We start from the raw sequence: 18810 nt of genomic DNA on the forward strand, positions 1-18810 counted from the left end.
CCCGGAGGGATCTGGCAAGACATTTAACTGACTAAATAAGTCAGGCTTGTCAACCGGGAGTTAGCTCGGCTCACCTGTTGCGGTCGATCCAAGCGGACATGGCGGCCTTGTCATGAAAACACTCGGGCGGCACGGCCCGGCGCTTGGCCCGCGCGATCCGCTCGGCAAAAGCCACTTGTTTTCCAGAGGGATAGCGGTCGAACGGCGACTCGGATGCGGGCCGGTGGGCCGAGATCCAGGCGGACAGAACACGGCGATCACGCTGCGCCTCGACCGGGATTTCCAGGGCCGAGCGTTGTGCAATCGCGCGGGCGTATCGCAGTTGTTTTTCGGTGACGGGCAGCAGGTGATAGTCGTTGCTGGGGCCGTTGGACGTGTGCATGCGCGGGACCGTCAACATGGGAAAATCCTCCATTCCGCTATAGAACAAAGATAGAACATTTTGCTGAGAATTTCAAGATGCCGGTCGGATCAACATAGTGTTGCCCCCCGGAAACTCCGCCGAATTGACCGTTTTGTACCGGCCAAACGACCCCGATTGACCGTTTTGTACAAGCGTTCGAGGGGAAACGGGAGGCGGCGACAGGCATATGTCGCGGAACAAGCTTTGGGTAATCCCACGCCAAGGCGGGGCTGTGTCAGGACGGAGTTCTGCGCAACGGAGTAAGGGATTCGCTGCGGAGGAGGCCCGGCCTGAGACCGAACATCAAAACAGACGTTCGGATTGCGCCGACTACGGTTGATGTCCGGTTCGCGCACTGCTGGCGAAAGCACAAGCCCGCCATTCTGGAGGCAAACGCCCCGTTGTCACCCCGGGGCGTTTGCCTTTCACTCCGCGACACAGTCGGCGAAATACCGGACCTCGCCGTTCTCGCCGACCTCGTGAAGCAAGCCGTGGATATCGGTTTCGAAGCCGGGGCATTCGCGGGCAAACTCGCGGTTGAACCGAAGATAGTCCACGATCTCCTTGCTGAACACTTCGCCGGGTACCAGAAGCGGGATACCGGGCGGATAGGGGGTGACGAGGCTTGTGGTCACACGGCCTTCGAGATCGTCGATTGCGACCCTTTCGGTCTTGCGCCGCGCGATATGGGAAAACGCGTCGAGCGGGGACATCGCAGGGCGGTGATCGCCCAGATAAATCTCGGTCGAAAGCCGCGCCACGTCGTATTTGGCGTAGAGATCATGCACGTGCTGGGACAGGTCCTTGAGCCCCATATGTTCATAGCGTGGCTGTTTGGCGCAGAATTCGGGCATCACGCGCCACAGCGGCTGGTTGCGGTCATAGTCGTCCTTGCACTGCTGGAGCGCGGCGAGAAGCGTGTTCCAGCGGCCCTTGGTGATACCGATGGTGAACATGATGAAGAAGCTGTAAAGACCGGTCTTTTCGACCACGACACCATGTTCGGTCAGGTATTTCGACACGATCGAGGCGGGAATCCCGGTTTCTTCAAAGCGGCCGTCGATGTTCAGGCCCGGGGTGATGATCGTCGCCTTGATTGGGTCGAGCATGTTGAAGTTGCGGGCCATGTCGCCGAACCCGTGCCAGGCGTCCTCGCCCGAGCTTTCGATGGCATCGCTGTCGGTCTTCTTCAGCTCCCACGCTTTGGCGCGGCCAATCCCCTCTTCGGCCAGTTCGTCGGGGCCCCAGACCTGGAACCACCAGTCGTTGCCATATTCCTCGTCGACCTTGCGCATGGCGCGCCGGAAATCGAGCGCCTCCATCAGGCTTTCCTCGACCAGCGCGGTGCCGCCCGGGGGCTCCATCATGGCCGCCGCGACATCGCAGCTGGCGATGATCGAGTATTGCGGGCTGGTGGACGTGTGCATGAGGTAGGATTCGTTGAAGAGATGCCGGTCGAGTTTTGCTTCTTCCGCATCCTTCACGAGAACATGGCTGGCCTGACTGATGCCCGCCAGAAGCTTGTGGACCGATTGCGTCGCATAGACCATCGAGCTTTTCGTGCGCCCGCGCTTGCGCCCCATCGCGTGGTAGGTGCCGTAGAACGGGTGGAAGGCCGCATGCGGCAGCCAGGCCTCGTCGAAATGCAGCGTCTCGACATAGCCGTCGAGGATCTCTTTTACGACTTCGGTGTTGTAGAGCACCCCGTCATAGGTGGATTGCGTAAGCGACAGGATGCGCGGCTTTACCGTGTCGGGGTCGATCCCTTCCAGAAGCGGGTTGGCCTCGATCTTGGCCCTGATGGCTTCGGGTTCGAATTCGGATTTCTGGATCGGGCCGATGATCCCCCAATGGTTGCGCGTGGGCTTGAGAAAGATCGGGATGGCGCCCGTCATGATGATCGAATGCAGGATCGACTTATGACAGTTGCGGTCCACCAGAACAACGTCGCCCGGCGCGACGTTGTGGTGCCAGACCATCTTGTTCGAGGTCGAGGTCCCATTGGTGACGAAAAAGCAGTGATCGGCGTTGAAGATCCGCGCCGCGTTGCGCTCTGACGCCCCGATGGCGCCATTGTGGTCGAGCAGCTGGCCCAGTTCCTCGACCGAGTTGCAGACATCGGCGCGCAGCATGTTCTCGCCATAGAACTGGTGATACATCTGCCCGATGGGCGATTTCAGAAATGCGACGCCGCCCGAATGCCCGGGACAATGCCACGAATACGAGCCGTCCTCGGCATAGTCGAGAAGCGCCTTGAAGAACGGCGGCTGAATGTATTCGAGATAGTTCTTCGCTTCGCGGATGATGTGGCGGGCGACGAATTCGGGGGTGTCCTCGAAGGCATGGATGAAACCGTGCAGCTCGCGCAGGACATCGTTCGGCAGGTGCCGCGACGTCTTGGTCTCGCCATAGATGTAGATCGGGACATCTTCGTTCTTGTAGCGGACTTCTTGTATGAAGCTGCGGAGGTTCAGAACCGCCGGGGCGAGGTCGGGGCCGGGGCTGAATTCTTCATCGTCGATCGACAGGACAAAGGCCGCTGCGCGGCTTTGTTGCTGCGCGAATTGCGAGAGATCACCGTAGCTTGTCGCGCCGAGGACTTCGAACCCTTCGGCTTCGAGGGCTTGTGCAAGAGCCCGAATGCCGAAGCCCGAGGTGTTCTCGGACCGGAAATCCTCGTCGATGATGACAATGGGAAAGCAAAACTTCATCTGCCGGTCCTTGATGCGACGTGCGAACTTCAACTGTTGTCGAAGTCTGGGGGGAAGACGTCAAGTGGCGAAAAGGCCATCGGGAGGCGACATTGTCCACGGTGCGGGTGTCTTGCCTGCCGTAAAGCGGCCCCTTGCTCCTCAAAAGTTTTGCGTGTCATTGCCCGCGTCCGCGCGTAGCGTGCGCGCGAATCCATGGACGAGCCTTTTGGAGCCTGCATGACCCAGATCACCCCCGCGTTGCTGACCGAAATCCGCAGCCGTTTCGCGCAAGTCGACCAGTGCCCGGTGCAGGGCCCGCGCGTGTTCTTTGAAAATGCCGGTGGCGCGCTGACGCTGAATTCGGTGGTCGAGACCTCGGCCCGTTATGCGGCGATCCCCGACAACCAAGGACGCGACAACCCGGGCAGCCACGAGCTGGTGCGGGTGATCGACAAGGCCAAGGACGACATGCGCGTGTTCATGAACGCGCCGGAGGGGCAGTTCTTTGTCGGCGAAAGCGGCACCGAGCTGACGTTCCGTCTGATCATGAACGCCTGTCTGGGCGCCGGGCCGGGGGTGGTGCTGGGCACGACGCTGGAGCATCCGGCCTCGCGCAGTGCCTGTGACCGCTGGGCGCGGGTGGCGGGGCAGCGGCATGTGCTGGTGGCCCATGACGATGCGACAGGCACGGTGACGGCCGAGGCCTATGCCGCGGCGGTGACGCCCGACACGGTGGTGGCGACCATCGTACATACCTCGCCCGTGACGGGAATGGGGGTGGACCTGGAGGGGATCGCGGCGGCGATCCGGGCGGTGGCGCCCGAGGCCTATATCATCGTGGACGGCATCCAGCATGCGGCGCATGGGCGGATTGATCTGACGGCTTATGGTGTCGATGGCTATGTGATATCGCCCTACAAGATGTTCTCGCGGCATGGCTATGGGCTGGCCTGGATCTCGGACCGGCTGACGAAATTGCCGCATAACGGGCTGCTCAATGGACCCGCGGACAATTGGGAGATGGGGACGCGGGACACCGGCAGCTATGCGACGCTGACCGATGTTGCGGATTACCTGGAATGGCTGGGCGCGCAGGTGAGCGATGCGACCGACCGGCGGGCGCGGTTCGTGGCGGCGGGTGAGGCGATCCATGCGCAGGAAAAGGCACTGACCGACGCGATGATCCATGGCACCGGCAACCTGCCCGGGCTGAAGGACATGGAGAAGGTGCATATCATCGGCGGCATCGACAACCCGGCGCGCGAAGGGCTGGTGTCGCTCTGGGTCGAGGGCGTGGCCTCGGCCGAGGTGGTGGCGCAGCTGAATGCGCAGGGCATCCGCACCCATGTGCGCAAGGCCGATCACTACTCGGGCAATATCCTTGATCCGCTGGGTCTGGACAGCTGCGTGCGGGTGTCGATGTGCCATTACAACAGCGTTCACGAGGTGGCGCAGTTTCTGGCGGCGATGAAGACAATCGCAGCCTGACGCAAAACAAAAACCGGCCCCCCACCCCAGAATTTTTGGCGGGTGCGGGGCCGGGTCTGCGGCTAGGGTCGTTCGGGACATAGAACGGAGACCCGCCCCATGAAAACCCATGCCCAGGCCGTCGTGATCGGCGGTGGTCTTGTCGGTTGCTCGATCCTCTATCACCTGGCCAAACTGGGCTGGCGCGATGTCGTGTTGCTGGAGCGGGACGAGCTGACCAGCGGATCGACCTGGCATGCGGCGGCGAACATCCACGGGCTGCACGACAATAACAACGTCACCCGCATCCAGCATTACACGATGAACCTGTACAAGGAGCTGGAGAAGGAGACCGGGCAGGGCTGTGGCTTGTTCCAGGCGGGCTCGCTCTATCTGGCGCAGACCGAAGCGCGCGAACACCAGCTGCGGCTGCAAGAGGCCAAAGCGCGGTATTACGGGCTGAATTTCTACGAGATCGACAAGGATCGCGCGAAGGAACTGCACCCGCTGGCGCAGTTCGACGATATCCGCTGCATCATGTACGAACCCGATGGCGGCAACGTGGACCCGTCGGGCGTGACCTATGCCTATGCCGCCGGAGCCCGCGCTATGGGCGCCACTATCGAGCGGTTCTGCCCGGTGATCGGCACCGAACCCCAGCCCGATGGCAGCTGGATCGTGCGCACCGAGAAGGGCGACATTCACACGCAATGGGTGGTCAACGCGGCGGGCCTGTGGGGGCGCGAGGTGGCGGCGCTGGCGGGCATCACCCTGCCGCTGCAACCGACCGAGCATCAGTATTTCGTGACCGAGGCCATCCCAGAGGTGGCGGCGCTGGGCCGCCGCCTGCCCTCGATCGCGGACCGGGATGGCGAATATTACTTCCGGCAGGAAGGCAACGGGCTGCTGATCGGCGCCTATGAGAAGGACATGAAGTTCTGGGCCGAAAACGGCACGCCGCTGGATTTTGCCCATGACCTGTTCCCAGACGATCTGGACCGGATCATGGAAAACGTGATCCGCGCGACCGAGCGGGTGCCGGTGGCGGCGACGGCGGGCGTCAAGCGGGTGATCAACGGGCCGATGATCTGGTCGCCGGATTCGAGTGCCTTGTGGGGGCCGGTGCCGGAATTGCGAAACTATTTCGTTTGCGGCGGCATCATTCCCGGTTTTTCGCAATCGGGGGGTCTGGGCCTGTTGGCGGCGCAATGGATGATCGAGGGCGAGCCGCAATACGACATGTTCGCCTGGGACCTGGCGCGGTTCGGCGATTGGGCCGACAAGAAGTTCACCAAGGCGCGGGTACAGGACCAGTATACCCACCGCTTTGCCATCCATTTTCCCAACGAGGAGCGCAGCGCCGGGCGACCGGCGCGGGTGCGTCCGGCATACGAGATGCAAAGGGAGATGGGCGCGGTGTTTGGCATGAACTGCGGCTGGGAGCATCCGCTGTGGTTCGCGGACCGCCCCGGTGTAACCGAGACCATTGGCTTCACCCGGCAGAATTGGTGGGAGCCGGTGGGCCGCGAGGTGCGCATGCTGCGCGAGCAGGTCGGCGTGATCGACATCTCGAACTTTGCCAATTACGAGATCAAGGGGCCGGGTGCGCGGGACTGGCTGGACCGGCTGGTGGCGAACCGGGTGCCCACTGTCGTGGGCAGTTCCTGTCTGACGCCGCTGATCGGCGTGCGAGGCGGGATCGCGGGCGATTTCACCATCACCATGACGGGCGAGGACGCCTATATGATGGTGGGGTCCGGCATGGCCGAACGCTATCACCAGCGGTTCTTCAACATGGTGGATTTGCCCGGCGGCACCACGCTGGAGGTCGCGACCAACCGCATCGCGGGCTATAACGTGGCCGGACCGAAAGCGCGCGATATGTTGCAGCGGCTGACCAATGCCGACCTGTCGAACGAGGGCTTCCCCTTCATGCGCTCGGCCACGATCGAGGTGGCGGGGGTGACCTGTCTGGCGATCCGGGTCAGTTTCACCGGCGATCTGGGTTGGGAGCTGCATTGCGCCGAGGCGGATCAGGTGCGGCTTTACACTGCGCTGATTGCGGCCGCGCGCGAGATCGGCGGCGGGCCGGTGGGCAGCCGGGCGCTGGGCAGTCTGCGGATCGAGAAGGGCTATGGCTCCTGGGGTCGGGAGTACAGCCCGGAATACTGGCCGCAGGAAGTGGGACTGGAGCGGCTGATCAAGGCGGACAAGGATTTCCTGCACAAGGCGGCCTGGTTGAAGATCAAGGACAACCCGGTGCGCGAGGTGCTGTCGGTGTTCGAGATCGAGGCCGCGCATGGGGCTGACGCCAGTGGCGGCGAGCCGATCTTTACCCCCGACGGACAGCCGGTGGGGCGGGTGACCTCGGGCGCCTACGGCTACTCGGTGGGCAAATCGCTGGCCATCGGCTATGCCAACCCGGCGGTGGCGAAACCGGGCGACGTGCTGGAAGTGTTCCTGCTGGGCAAGCCGCACAAGGCGGTGTTGCTGGCCGAACCGCCATTCGATCCGGCGGGCGCGCGGTTGCGCGGATGAGCTTTGTCCTGACCCTGTGCGCATGTGGTCAGGTCGGAATTTGAGTATTTGGGACCAGAAAGAAGCTCGATCGGGTTTTTTTGGGTTGGGGGCGGTCAGCCTTCCATTCGGGCGGCGGCGTCGAGCAGCCAGGACTTGAAAAGCCGGACCGAGGGGGTTGGTGTGCGGCTTTTGAACCGGGCGCAATAGACCCAAGGATTGCGGATGTCGGTCTGGAACGGTTCGATCAGTTCGCCCTGGTCCAGATAGGGGCGGGCAAGCACGCGCGGCAGGGCGGCGCAGCCGAGGCCCTGGGCCGCCAGGCGGGCGGCGAGGGTGGAGACATCGGTCTTGTGTCCGCCGGTGGCCTCGAAGGACTTGATACCGAAATGGCGCGCCATCAGTTCCCAGTAGATCGGGCGGCCGAGCACCTGGATCCGGCGGGCGCGCACCAGTTGCGCCGGGTCGGTGAGCGGGGCGCCGTCGACCCGGAAATCCGGGGCACAGACCAGGACCAGCCGTTCATCCCAAAGCTGAACCGCGCCATCGGGGAGGTCATCGGTGTGATCCATGGTGATCGAGATGTCGGATACGTCCTGTTCCACATCGGACCAGACGGTGCCGTGTACCGTGACCAGGATATCGGGATGGGTGAGGTGAAAGTCGCGCAGCACGCCTGCCAGCCAGACCGAGGCCAGGCTGGTGGGGCAGGAGACAACCACCTCGCGCCGTCGCTTCTGGGACAGAAGCGCCTCGGTCGCGACGTCGATCTCTTGCAGGGCGTGGCGGACCGAGGGGAGATAGGCCTCGCCCACCTCGGTCAGGGCCAGCGTGCGGGGCAGGCGGACGAAGAGGGGGCGGCCGATGTATTCCTCAAGCGAGCGGACATGGTTGCTGACCGCCGATTGGGTGCAGTTCAGTTCCTCGGAGGCAGCGGTGAAGCTCAGGTGCCGGGCGGCGGCCTCGAACGAGCGCAGGAAGGTGAGATGCGGCAGGTGTTTCATGGTGCAAGTCTATTGCCGGTTGTCCGGCCTACGGCAAGCCCTGTCCGGCCCGGCTTTGGTCAAAGCGAAAGCGCCCGAGGCAAAAATAACCGGGGCATAGGCCCCGGCATTTTTGCGTGTGGTGGGGCGGGCAGGCGTCTAGCCTTGGTTTCGGAGACGCCCGGCTGGGCGAAGGAGGCCAGATGACTGCACCGATGAGCAAACCCCTCTCTACTTTTGACCGGATTGCCGATTTTGCGCTGGACCGCGCGCCGGGCGAGATACCTGCCAGCACGCTGGAGGCCGCGGCCCTGATGACACTGGATACGCTGGGGATCATCGCTGCAGCGGGCCCGATGGAGGCGGGCGTGATCGCGCGCCAGACCGCAACCCTGCTATATGGCAGTTCCGATCCGGGCCACAGCGCGCGGATGATGTTCGACGGGCGGCGCGTGAGCCTGGCGGGGGTGGCCTTTGCCGCCGCCACCCAGACCGACAACCTGGACGGCCATGACGGGTACAACCCGACCAAGGGGCATATCGGTGTCGTGGTGATCCCGACCCTGGCGACATTGGCGCAGCATCTGCCCGATCTGACCGGCCCCGAGGCGCTGGCCGCGATCACCGTGGGATACGAGGTGGCCGGGCGCGCGGGGATCGCGCTGCATGCCACGGTCAGCGACTATCACACCTCGGGTGCGTGGAACTGCCTGGGCGTGGTGGCGATGGCTGCCCGGCTGCGCGGGCAGGGGCGCGAGACGATGCGGCAGGCGCTGGGCATTGCCGAGTATCATGGCCCCCGCAGTCAGATGATGCGCGAGATCGCAACGCCCACGATGCTGCATGACGGGTCGGGCTGGGGTGCGTTGGTCGGGGTGTCGTCGATGATCCTTGCCGAGCACGGGTTCACCGGCGCGCCCGCGATCACCATGGAGGCGCCCGAGGCGGCGCCGTTCTGGGAGGATCTGGGCCGGTTCTGGCAGATGGAGCACCAATATGTGAAACCCTATCCGATCTGCCGCTGGGCGCATGCGGCGGTGGACGGGGTGCGTGCGATCATGCTGGAGCATGGTCTGAGCCATACGGATATCGCGCGGGTGCATGTGAACAGCTTTCATCAGGCGGCGTGCCTGTACCAAGGGCTGCCGCCCACCACCGGTATCGCGCAATATGCGCTGCCGTTTCCGGTTGCGGCCTACATCGCCTATGGCCGGATCGGGGTCGAGCACATCTCGGGCCCCGGCCTGTCCGACCCGCTGGTCGCGGATATCATGAGCCGTATCACCGTGGCCGAGACCGAGCGGCATTCCACGCGGTTCCCGGTGGGGCGCTGGGCCGATGTGGAGATTACCACGACAGGCGGGCAGGTGCTGGTGTCGGGCGACATCCATGCGCGGGGTGGACCCGAGGCGCCGATGTCCCGTGACGAGGTGGTGGGCAAGTACATGGATTTTGCCGCGCCGGTACTGGGAGAGGAACGCGCGGCGTCGCTACGCGACGCGATCCTGGGGTTGACAGATCCGGACAGCCGGTTCGCCGATGCGGCGGCACATCTGTTCGAGCCGGTTCAGGGTTGAGAGCATGAGTGATCGCAGGACCGGCGGCCGACGCGGCAAGAGCGCGCGCAGCGGTGGTGGCATCGAGCAACTGCCTTGGCAACAGGTGCGCAACCCCTATCCCGGGTTCGAGCTGGCCTCGCCCAAAGAGATGGAGCGGCTGCACGCCACCTCGATGCGGATTTTGTCCGAGCTGGGTATTCGGGTGATCGGTGACAACGTGCTGGACCTGTTCGCAGAGGCGGGCGCGCTGGTCGACCGCGATACAGGTATCGTGCGGATCGACGAGGAGTTGGTAAATGCGGCGCTGGCCACCGTGCCGCGCACCTTTACTCTGACCAGCCGCAATCCCGCGAAACGGATCGAGATGGGCGGCAATGCGCTAAATTTCGGTCTCGTGGCCGGGCCGCCCAATGTGCATGACCGTGTGAACGGGCGGCGGTCGGGCAATTATACCGACTATTGCAACTTCATCCGGCTGGCGCATCATTTCAACGCGATCCATATCATCGGAAACCAGGTGATGGCGCCGGTCGAAATGCCCGCGAATACACGGCATCTGGACACTTATCTGGCCAATCTCACCCTGTCGGACCTGTCGTTTCACTGTACCGCCATCGGGCGGGGCCGGGCGCTGGACGGGATCGAGATGATGGCGATTGCGCGCGGTCAGACGCTGGACCAGATGGCAACCGACCCCGGGGTGATCACCATCATTTCGGTCAATTCGCCGCGCCTCTTCGATGACGCGATGGGGGACGGGCTGATCGCCATGGCCGAGCATGGCCAGCCGGTGACGATCACGCCCTTTACCCTGATGGGGGCAATGACGCCGGTGACACTGGCCGCCGCGCTGGCGCAGCAGAATGCCGAGGCGCTGTTTGGTGTGGTGTTGACCCAGCTGGTGCGGCCGGGCACGCCGGTGATGTATGGTTCATTCACCTCGAATGTCGACATGCGCTCGGGCGCGCCGGCGTTTGGCACGCCGGAAAACACCAAGGCGAACATCATCGGCGGGCAGTTGGCGCGGCGCTATGGGCTGCCCTATCGCACGTCGAATTCCAACGCCTCGAACGCGGTCGATTTGCAGGCCGCTTACGAGACGATGATGGCGACCTGGGGCGCGGTGCTGGGCGGGGCCAATATCATCTATCACGCCGCCGGATGGCTAGAGGGCGGGCTGACCGCGTCGTATGAGAAATTCGTCCTCGACGTCGAGATCATGCAGAACATGATGGAGTTCCTGCGGCCGGTGGATTTCTCGGATGACGCGCTGGGGTTCGATGCGATGGCGGGTGTGCCGCCGGGCGGGCATTTCTTTGGCGCGACGCATACAATGGAGCGCTACGAGACCGCGTTTTACCGCCCGATCCTGTCGGATTGGCAGAATTACGAGAGCTGGGAGGCCGCCGGGGCAGCGGATGCACTCGAACGCGCCACCCGGATCTGGCAGCAGGCGCTGCGCGAGTACGAGGAGCCGGCGCTGGAGCCGGACGTGCGCGATGCGCTGGAGGCCTATGTGGGGCGGCGCAAGGAAGAAATCGGTAGCGGCGAACCCTGATGCCTAGGCCGAAAGCGGGTACTCGGCCAGGATTTCGTGCCGCGCGCCCTTTGGGTGCAGCGTCGAGCCATAGAGCGCGATGCCCGTGACAAGCAGGTCCGGCAGGTCGGTTTCGGCCAGACCGGGCGGCAAGGGCGGCGGCGCTGCGCCGGGGCGCAGGCGGGCGAGGGTCACATGCGGCCGGAACCGGCGTTTTTGGAGCTCTATCCCGGCGCGACGGCAGGCCCTGGTGATGGTATCGTGCAAACGGGTCATGCGCGCGTCATCGGCCACGTGAACGAAAAGCGCGGTACCGAACGTGCCGATGCCGCCCATCGCCACGGCAAAGGGTGCGGCGCGCAGGGCCAATAACGCGTGATGGAGTTCCTCCAGCACCTCTTCGGGCTGGTCGTCGAGAAAGGCGAGCGTCAGGTGCAGGTTGTCGCGTGGCACCGGGCGGCCCGCACCCAGCCGGCGCTGGAGCCTTTCAAGGTGGTCGGCGGTGTCGCCCGGGACCGGGACGGCAATGAAGCTGCGCATGTGCTCCTTGTTGCCGACCGGAGCGGTTCGGTAAAGACCCATTGCCCAGCGCCTGCCGGTTTTCGGCGGCCGTTGCGGGGGAAACCGGCGCGATTTGCGCCGAACGGTCAGTCCAGCCGCCCGAGCATCTCTGCGATCCGGTCACGCATCGAACTGCTGTTTTCCACGATGCTGCGGGCCTGGGCCAGCGGGGTTTCGGGATATTCGGTCTCGGGCTCCAGCAGGTCCTTGCCGATGGCATGAATTTCCGCATATCCCGTCCCCTCGGTGCCCGGCATCGGATCGGACGCGCCGGAGATCCAGGCATAGCGGCTGGCACGCTCCAGGTCCCCCGACTGCGCCAGCAGATCGGCGGCCCCGGAATAATCGCCGGTCCGGTACAAGGCCTCGGCCCGGATCCGGTTCGCCTCGTCGCTTTCTATGCCTGCCAGTTCAAGCAGGGCACGGTGGGGCCGACCAGTGCCCAGCGTCGCCCGCGCGATCAACTCGGCACGTTCGTGCCGCCCCTTGCGGTCCTGCGGGCGATCGGCGTAGCGCAGCGCAAGTTCATGAAATCCAAGCGCGATCAGCCGCTGGGCGATCGGTTCCGCGTTTTCGATTTCCGCCGCAAGGAACTGGTCATTCGGCAACATCGAGACATGCCGTAGGAAGGTCACGTCGTCGGACCGCGCGGTCAGGCGCGAGAGGACCCGGTTCAGGGTCTCGGTCCATGCCTGCTGATCCCGATCCGCCCCGGTCGCGCCAACCGCCAACATGGCCTGATCGAAGCGGCCAGCCAGGGCCAGGCCGATGATATGCGCGGCCTCGAGCCTTGGGCCGATTTGCGATTTGCGGTATTCGTGCGCAAAGGCGGCCGCCAGTTCCAGGTCGCGTTCGGAGATATCGCCGCCCTCGGCCCAGCGTTTCTCGATCAGATCCGCCAGCGCCAATGGGGCGTGGATGGATGCCTTGTCGTCCGTCACGATCCGCGAGAGTTTCTCCTCCTGCACATCGGGTTTGTTTTCGAGCTCTGCCAGCTTGGCCTCGACCACCTCGATCGACACAGGGTCGGCGGTTCTGGTTCTTTCGGTGCCGCGCAGGGTCTGGCGCGCGGCGTCGACGAAACCTGCCTCGGTCAGACGATCGCCCAAGGTGGGCCCCAGATGGGCGCGCAGATGCTGCGGCAGGGCGGCAAAGCTGCGCAGCATCGCCTTGGTATCGGCATTCTCGGCGACCCGGCCCTCGGTCAGGGCCGACCACAAGGCGGCCGGCCCATCGCAGGCTTGTTGCCCGGCCAGCGGGTTCCCGGGGCGTGGCGGTTCGCCATCGACCGCGTCGGCAAGGGCGGAGAGCAGAGAGTGGTCCTGTGCGTTGGCCCCGGCCAGGGACAGGATATCCCGGGCTTCGGCGCCGAACCCGAAATAGAGATAAAGCCGCGCCATTTGCAGCGCCACATCCGTGTCTACAGCGTCGAATTCCCGGTAGAGACCGGCGCGAAGCCCGGCGAGCTGGCTCTGAAACGGGGCATCGTTGCCCCAGGTTTGGACTGCAAGCCGCGATGCGTCGGTACAGGGCAGTTGGCTGTCCGGTGATGCGATCCCATCCCGTGTCCTGCCCAGGTCACGGTCGACAACGGTGCTCACCCTGAGGTTTGACAGGCCAAGACCCTGTTCCAGGGTTTCTGCAAGCGCGATCTGTGCCGCCAGCGTATCCGGCGCGGCGCGGCCTGTGTTCTCGGGGTCGAGGGTCAGCACGTCCTGATCGACGCCGCGCAGGATGCGCGAGTAAAGCCGGGTTTCGACGGCGCGGCCGGCTTGCCGCACTGGAAGCGCGGAAAACGCCGGCGGATGCGTCGCGCCGATCCGCCCGACCGAGGGGCTGTCCTGGGGGGACGATCGGGAAAGCCGGTCCGGGACCAGCGGCAGGGCTATCGGTGGTGCGAGCGGCGCCAAAGCGGGCGGCACCGGCGCGCTTTCCGGGCGCGGACGAATGTCGACCACAAGCAGCGAACCGGATTGGACAAACCCACGCGCGTCGCAGGGACAGGCCAGCTCCATTTCCAGCGGCGCACCCGGCGCGGTCTGGGTCAGCGCTGCCAGGCGGGTGCGTGGGATCCGGCCAAACACCGTATCGTACCGGTAGACCACGTCAGGAAGGTCGATGGTCAGGCGCGCAGCATTCGCACCGCTTTCCAGGTTCCACTGGGTGTCTGGGGCGATTCGGAACACGAGCCGGGTAAACCCGTCGTGTTCACCCGAGCGGATGTCGATCTCGGTGGCGTGCACCGCCGTTCCGATCAGGCCGATGAGGACAATGATCCAGACCCTGGCCATCAAGCGGCACCCTGCTTCAGGCCCTTCAGAGTCTGTTCCAATTCGGCGAAATCGGGCCTGTTATGCGCCGGCGTGTTCTGGCGGCCGACCTCGATGCACATGGACGCGTTGTGATTGTGCAGATTGGCGACCAGCACCTCCTTGATCAACAGATAGAAATGATTGTCTTCTTCGACCACCGCCTTGACCTTGGCCGCGAAGGGGCCGACCAGCCCATAGGCCAGAAAGACGCCAAGAAAGGTGCCGACCAGCGCGCCGCCGATCAGTTTGCCCAGCACCTCGGGCGGCTGGTCGATCGAGCCCATCGTCTTGATCACGCCCAGAACTGCTGCGACGATCCCAAGCGCGGGCAGGCCGTCGGCCACCGTCTGCAACGCGTGGCTGGAATGCATGGCGTGATGCAGATTGGCCTCCATCCGCTTTTCCAGCACCTCTTCGACCTGATGCGGGTCGTCATAGTTCATCGAGGCCGAGCGCATCGTGTCGCAGATCAGGGCAACCGCCTCGCGATCGGCCTGAATCCGGGGGTATTTCGAAAATAGCGCCGAACTGCCGGGATCCTCGATATGCTGTTCGACCTCGACCGGATTCTGCCGGGCGATACGGATCAGCGAGAACAAGAGGCACAACAGGTCATGGTAATCCGCAGGCTTCCACTTGGGTCCCTTGAACACCTTGCCGATGTCCTTGAGAGTGTGCTTGATGGCGCCCATGTCGTTGGAAATTAGGAAGGCGCCGGTCGCCGCCCCGCCGATCATCATCATCTCGAAGGGGAGCGATTTTAAGATGATGGTCATCTTTCCGCCGGCCGCAAGGTAGCCACCGAACACCATCGCGAAGATCACCACGATACCGATTATGCCGATCATTTTCCGTCTCCGCTCTCCCCGAACTCTTTATGACCTAAACAGCAGATTCCTAATTTCCGGTTTTCACTCCTTGGGAACCGACGCATTTCTGCCCGCCAGAACTACGCTAATTGTATAGGCGGCCTTAGGACTGAGGCCGGCCATCACGGCGGCGGCCGTTTCGGGCTGCATCCGGGCCAGGAAGCCGGCGGCAAAGGTCGGGTCCATTTCCTCGAACAGCGCCGCCGCGTCCTTGGGCTTCATCTTGTCATAGACGTCGGTCAGGCGGCTCAGGTCGCCTTCGGCCGCGACGCTGGCCTTGGCCAGCGTATCGCTCAGCGTCTGCTCGGCCGCGTTCAGTTCCGCCAGTTTCGAGTCGATCGCGGTCTCGGCGATCTCCAGCGCCCGCATGCGTTCCATGACACGGGATTCGCGCGCATCCAGATCCTGTTCCCGCTGGCGCAGCGTGATCAGCAACTGATTCAGATCGGCGTCCGAGGCTTTTTCGCGCCTTTCTTCGGGTTTCGCATCGGCCGCGTGTTCGGGCTCGCTGCCCCGGGCAAAGGCTGGCCCGGCCTCGAGCGCGATCCGGATCACGGCAGAACCGATCATCAGCGAGGAAATCAGCAGCAGGGCACCGCCGCGCACGCGGGCGGCGGTTGCCGGTTTCGCAGGCGTGGTCATGAGTCGGCTCCGCCGGAACTGCGCTCGTGCCGCATGAACATCACGCCGGCTGGCGGGGGCGTCGGTTGTTTGGGCGGTTGGACCATCGCTGTCTTGGGCTCCTCCCGGATCACCTCGTGCAACTCCTGCGGCGGGTTCGCCGGGGCTGCCTGTGGTGCCAGGTCATGCATCGAGGCCATCATCAGCTCCAGCCTCTGCGCTACCGATTCCGCGCGCGTGGTCAGATCCTGCAGGGCCGATCCCGAATTGTCCGAGGTCTGTCGCGCCACGGTCAGGGTTTTGTTCAGCTCGTCCACCTGCGCCGATAGGACGGCAACCGCGCCGCCGACCCCCTTTTCCAGGTCGTTGAATTTCTTCAGGCGCCGGGCCAGCACGAAACAGTAAAGCCCGGCCCCGAGCGCGCCTGCCACCAGAAGAATATCCGCAATCAGTTCCACATTTTTCTCCTAGTTCAGCACGAATTCCATGATCAGCACGTCGGTGATCCGCCCTTCGCCAGCAACGATGTTGATGCGGCGTTGCATGTGCCCCCTGAGCCGGGCCAGCGACATCGGGCCGTCCAGATCCGAGACTTCGACCGCCCGCAGATAGCTGTTGAGGACGTCGACGATTCGCGGGCGTATCTTTTCGACATCGGCAATATAGGCCTCGTTCACCTCGAGCTGTGCGTGAAACCGCAGATGCCGTTGTTCACCGCCGCTTGCGAGCGAGACCATGATGGGCTGGAGATCGACATAACCCACATTGGGCAGCGCCGTGGGTGTGCCGTGATCGCCACGTACTGGGGTGTCGTGAGTCGAGTCCTGGGCATGCGCGCCCAGGGGAATCAGCCCCGACACAGTCGCGAAGTAGCCGCCGCCAGCCCCGGCGATTGCCAGCGCAAGACCCACGATCAGCCCTTTCTTGCCGGACTTCTTCTCCGGTTCGATCGCGTCGGCGGTTGCGTCAGCCATGTCACTCTCCAGCTTGGTTCGCCTACTGGAATACCCCGTCAGGAACTAACCGATTGTTAAGGCCAATCAGGGAAACAGAAGAGGCGCCGCGCAGAAGGTCGGCAGGACGGAGGGCTACGTGCAGCAGATTAGAACGGTCTGGGCAAATCTTGACAGAAAGCGCCAGCTTGTGGTCGCGGGGGCCGTGCTGGCGGTGTTCCTCGGTGTGCTCGGCCTGTCGAGATTCGCCGCGACCCCGAACATGCAGCTTTTGTATGCGGGCCTGGAAAGCGGCTCGGCGGGCGAGGTCGTGCGATCACTGGAACAGCAGGGCATCCCGTATGAAGTGCGCGGCGGGTCAATTTATGTCCCGGCCGCCCGTCGTGACGAATTGCGTCTGACACTGGCGTCCGAGGGACTGCCAGCCAACGGTGGACGAGGCTACGAGCTACTCGATTCGCTCAGTGGCTTTGGTACCACCTCACAGATGTTCGATGCCGCCTATTGGCGCGCCAAGGAGGGCGAACTGGCCCGCACCATCGTGGCGAGCCCCCACATCGCGCAGGCGCGCGTTCACATTGCCAACGGGTCTGCCAACCCGTTTCAACGCATGATCGAGCCGACGGCCTCGGTCTCGATCGTGCCGTCGGGCGGGCAGATCACTGCGGCGCAGGCCAACGCCGTGCGGTATCTGGTGGCCTCGGCGGTGTCGGGAATGACTGCCGAAAGCGTGACGGTGATCGATTCGAACGGCAGCGTCATCGGCACTCAGGAAGCCGCTGGGAACAGAACGTCGGAGGATCGCGCGCAGCAGATGCGCGAGCGGGTTCTGCGTCTGGTCGAGGCGCGGGTCGGCCGGGGCAATGCAATTGTCGAGATCAGCATCGACACGGTGACCGAGACCGAATCGATCCGCGAACGCCGGTTCGACCCGAACGGGCGGGTGGCGATCAGCACCGATGTCGAAGAGCGGTCCGATGCCTCAAAGAACCTGTCGTCAGAGGTCACGGTGGCGTCGAACCTGCCGGACGGGGATGGCGCCACCGGCGACGAGTCGAATTCCTCGGCCAGCTCGACGCGCGAACGCGTGAATTATGAAGTGTCGGAAATGGAAAAGGAAATCCACCGTGTTCCGGGCGCGATCAAACGGCTGACGGTCGCGGTTTTGGTCAACGGGCTGCGCACGGCCGGCGCCGATGGCACGGTGGTATTTGAACCCCGGCCGGAAGAGGAACTGACTGCGCTGCGCGAGCTGGTGCAATCCGCGGTCGGATTTGAAAGTGGGCGTGGTGACGTGATCACGCTCAAGTCGATGGACCTGCCCAATCTCGAACCGCAGGGCACGCTGGCCAGCGGTTCGCTGTTGCAGGGCCTGTCCCTGGACGTGATGACGCTGATCCAGATGGCGACCCTGGCCGTGGTCACTCTGGTTCTGGCCCTGTTTGTAGTGCGGCCGATCCTGACGCGCCCGACCGCTTCGCCGAACCTTTTGTCCGGACCCATGCCGCTGGGACGCGCCGCGCCGGTGCCGGCGCTGACCGGAGAGATCCAGGAGGGGGGAGCGAGCGAGGACAAGACCACCGGTCTTGCCGTCGGGCAGGCCGGTGTGGCGTTGCCCGCACTGCCGGGGGGGGCGGGAACGGCCGCCGTGGACCGCCTGCGCGCGATGATCGGCGACAAACAGGAAGAAACGGTTGAGATACTGCGCAGCTGGCTGGATGAAAACAACGGGGAGAAGGTCTGATGTCCATCGCTCACCTGCTTGAGGATTTCGAGATCAATCTGATGGATCCCGGTCTGGTCCGGCTGATCGACGAGGACGGGCTGGAGGAAATCCGGCTGACTGCCTTCGAAAAGGGCTATTCGGCCGGTTGGGACGACGCCGTTCAGGCCCGGACCGAGGACAATGGCCGCGTCACGGCGGCTCTGGCGCGCAACCTTGAGGACCTTTCCTTTACCTATAACGAGGCGCTGACCCAGATGTCGCTGTCGTTGGAGCCGATGTTCGAAAGCCTGATGACCACGGTTCTGCCAGGCACCATGGATAAGAGCTTCACGCATCACATCGTCGAGCAGCTCAAATCCATGGCGCGGGAACAGGTGGCGCAACCAGCGCTGCTGATCGTGCCCTCGGGCGTAGGCGCGGTGCTGAAACCGGTTCTGGATCAGGAGTTTTCCTTTCCGGTCCAACTGGTCGAAGAGGCATCCCTTCCGGATGGGCAGGCCTGTTTGCGGATCGGGGCGCAGGAACGCGATGTCGATTGTTCATCGATCCTGGTCTCCATTTCCGAGGCGATGGAATCCTTCCTTTATCAGGCAAAAGAGGTGTCCTGAC

At 63.9% G+C, this 18810-nt stretch carries 15 protein-coding genes; 6 read left to right on the forward strand and 9 right to left on the reverse strand.

Features of this window, described 5'->3' with window-relative positions:
- Positions 1-70: 70 nt before the first annotated feature.
- Both OEZ49_RS01135 and OEZ49_RS01140 read right to left on the reverse strand, forming a co-directional pair.
- The gene (locus OEZ49_RS01135) at positions 71-400 is read right to left on the reverse strand and encodes a hypothetical protein (RefSeq protein WP_263386604.1); all 330 of its coding nucleotides are present in this window, start codon (positions 398-400) and stop codon (positions 71-73) included.
- Between the two features lie 428 nt (positions 401-828).
- On the reverse strand, positions 829-3114 hold the full coding sequence (locus tag OEZ49_RS01140) for an arginine/lysine/ornithine decarboxylase (RefSeq protein WP_263386605.1): 2286 nt from the start codon (positions 3112-3114) through the stop codon (positions 829-831).
- 219 nt (positions 3115-3333) lie between these two features.
- On the opposite strand from OEZ49_RS01140, the gene OEZ49_RS01145 reads away from it, so the two are divergent.
- Positions 3334-4584, forward strand: a complete 1251-nt coding sequence (locus tag OEZ49_RS01145; RefSeq protein ID WP_263386606.1) for an aminotransferase class V-fold PLP-dependent enzyme — start codon at positions 3334-3336, stop codon at positions 4582-4584.
- 99 nt (positions 4585-4683) lie between these two features.
- The gene (locus OEZ49_RS01150; protein WP_263386607.1) at positions 4684-7101 is read left to right on the forward strand and encodes a GcvT family protein; all 2418 of its coding nucleotides are present in this window, start codon (positions 4684-4686) and stop codon (positions 7099-7101) included.
- 95 nt (positions 7102-7196) lie between these two features.
- Here the strand turns inward: OEZ49_RS01150 and OEZ49_RS01155 are convergent, their stop codons facing one another.
- Positions 7197-8084 carry a LysR substrate-binding domain-containing protein gene (locus OEZ49_RS01155; RefSeq protein WP_263386608.1) on the reverse strand — a complete coding sequence of 296 codons (888 nt, stop codon included), beginning with the start codon at positions 8082-8084 and terminating at the stop codon, positions 7197-7199.
- Positions 8085-8266: 182 nt separating this feature from the next.
- On the opposite strand from OEZ49_RS01155, the gene OEZ49_RS01160 reads away from it, so the two are divergent.
- Entirely contained in the window at positions 8267-9640 is a 1374-nt protein-coding gene (locus tag OEZ49_RS01160) for an MmgE/PrpD family protein (RefSeq protein WP_263386609.1), read from the forward strand.
- Positions 9641-9644: 4 nt separating this feature from the next.
- Complete coding sequence (locus OEZ49_RS01165) at positions 9645-11180, forward strand: trimethylamine methyltransferase family protein (RefSeq protein ID WP_263386610.1); 1536 nt, start codon at positions 9645-9647, stop codon at positions 11178-11180.
- A 3-nt stretch (positions 11181-11183) separates the two neighbouring features.
- Here OEZ49_RS01165 and thpR read toward each other — a convergent pair whose 3' ends face one another.
- The 6 genes from thpR to OEZ49_RS01195 form a co-directional block, all read right to left on the reverse strand.
- Entirely contained in the window at positions 11184-11741 is a 558-nt protein-coding gene (thpR, locus tag OEZ49_RS01170) for an RNA 2',3'-cyclic phosphodiesterase (RefSeq protein WP_263386611.1), read from the reverse strand.
- Positions 11742-11806: 65 nt separating this feature from the next.
- Entirely contained in the window at positions 11807-14011 is a 2205-nt protein-coding gene (locus OEZ49_RS01175) for a hypothetical protein (RefSeq protein ID WP_263386612.1), read from the reverse strand.
- Complete coding sequence (motA, locus tag OEZ49_RS01180) at positions 14011-14880, reverse strand: flagellar motor stator protein MotA (RefSeq protein WP_263386613.1); 870 nt, start codon at positions 14878-14880, stop codon at positions 14011-14013. Before motA ends, OEZ49_RS01175 begins: the two co-directional genes overlap by 1 nt.
- A 63-nt stretch (positions 14881-14943) precedes the next feature.
- On the reverse strand, positions 14944-15543 hold the full coding sequence (locus tag OEZ49_RS01185) for a MotE family protein (RefSeq protein ID WP_263386614.1): 600 nt from the start codon (positions 15541-15543) through the stop codon (positions 14944-14946).
- Positions 15540-15980, reverse strand: coding sequence for a DUF6468 domain-containing protein (locus tag OEZ49_RS01190; protein WP_263386615.1), 441 nt, complete (start codon positions 15978-15980; stop codon positions 15540-15542). Before OEZ49_RS01190 ends, OEZ49_RS01185 begins: the two co-directional genes overlap by 4 nt.
- A gap of 9 nt (positions 15981-15989) precedes the next feature.
- Entirely contained in the window at positions 15990-16496 is a 507-nt protein-coding gene (locus OEZ49_RS01195; RefSeq protein WP_263386616.1) for a flagellar basal body-associated FliL family protein, read from the reverse strand.
- Between the two features lie 118 nt (positions 16497-16614).
- Between OEZ49_RS01195 and fliF the strand changes: the two genes are divergently transcribed.
- Both fliF and OEZ49_RS01205 read left to right on the forward strand, forming a co-directional pair.
- Positions 16615-18219 (forward strand): flagellar basal-body MS-ring/collar protein FliF, encoded by a 1605-nt coding sequence (gene fliF / locus OEZ49_RS01200; protein WP_263386617.1) that lies wholly within the window; start codon positions 16615-16617, stop codon positions 18217-18219.
- Positions 18219-18809 carry an ABC transporter ATP-binding protein gene (locus OEZ49_RS01205; protein WP_263386618.1) on the forward strand — a complete coding sequence of 197 codons (591 nt, stop codon included), beginning with the start codon at positions 18219-18221 and terminating at the stop codon, positions 18807-18809. Before fliF ends, OEZ49_RS01205 begins: the two co-directional genes overlap by 1 nt.
- Position 18810: the final 1 nt, after the last annotated feature.

The organism is Ruegeria marisflavi (assembly GCF_025673445.1).
Lineage (GTDB): Bacteria > Pseudomonadota > Alphaproteobacteria > Rhodobacterales > Rhodobacteraceae > Ruegeria_B > Ruegeria_B marisflavi.

Excerpts from the sequence above, each read along its gene's own strand:
- OEZ49_RS01155 (WP_263386608.1), bottom strand. The coding sequence starts at position 8,084 with ATGAAACACCTGCCGCATCTCACCTTCCTGCGCTCGTTCGAGGCCGCC.
- OEZ49_RS01140 (WP_263386605.1), bottom strand. The coding sequence starts at position 3,114 with ATGAAGTTTTGCTTTCCCATTGTCATCATCGACGAGGATTTCCGGTCC.
- OEZ49_RS01185 (WP_263386614.1), bottom strand. The coding sequence starts at position 15,543 with ATGACCACGCCTGCGAAACCGGCAACCGCCGCCCGCGTGCGCGGCGGT.
- OEZ49_RS01135 (WP_263386604.1), bottom strand. The coding sequence starts at position 400 with ATGTTGACGGTCCCGCGCATGCACACGTCCAACGGCCCCAGCAACGAC.
- OEZ49_RS01175 (WP_263386612.1), bottom strand. The coding sequence starts at position 14,011 with ATGGCCAGGGTCTGGATCATTGTCCTCATCGGCCTGATCGGAACGGCG.
- motA (WP_263386613.1), bottom strand. The coding sequence starts at position 14,880 with ATGATCGGCATAATCGGTATCGTGGTGATCTTCGCGATGGTGTTCGGT.
- OEZ49_RS01205 (WP_263386618.1), top strand. The coding sequence starts at position 18,219 with ATGTCCATCGCTCACCTGCTTGAGGATTTCGAGATCAATCTGATGGAT.
- OEZ49_RS01160 (WP_263386609.1), top strand. The coding sequence starts at position 8,267 with ATGACTGCACCGATGAGCAAACCCCTCTCTACTTTTGACCGGATTGCC.
- OEZ49_RS01165 (WP_263386610.1), top strand. The coding sequence starts at position 9,645 with ATGAGTGATCGCAGGACCGGCGGCCGACGCGGCAAGAGCGCGCGCAGC.
- OEZ49_RS01195 (WP_263386616.1), bottom strand. The coding sequence starts at position 16,496 with ATGGCTGACGCAACCGCCGACGCGATCGAACCGGAGAAGAAGTCCGGC.
- OEZ49_RS01145 (WP_263386606.1), top strand. The coding sequence starts at position 3,334 with ATGACCCAGATCACCCCCGCGTTGCTGACCGAAATCCGCAGCCGTTTC.
- thpR (WP_263386611.1), bottom strand. The coding sequence starts at position 11,741 with ATGGGTCTTTACCGAACCGCTCCGGTCGGCAACAAGGAGCACATGCGC.
- OEZ49_RS01150 (WP_263386607.1), top strand. The coding sequence starts at position 4,684 with ATGAAAACCCATGCCCAGGCCGTCGTGATCGGCGGTGGTCTTGTCGGT.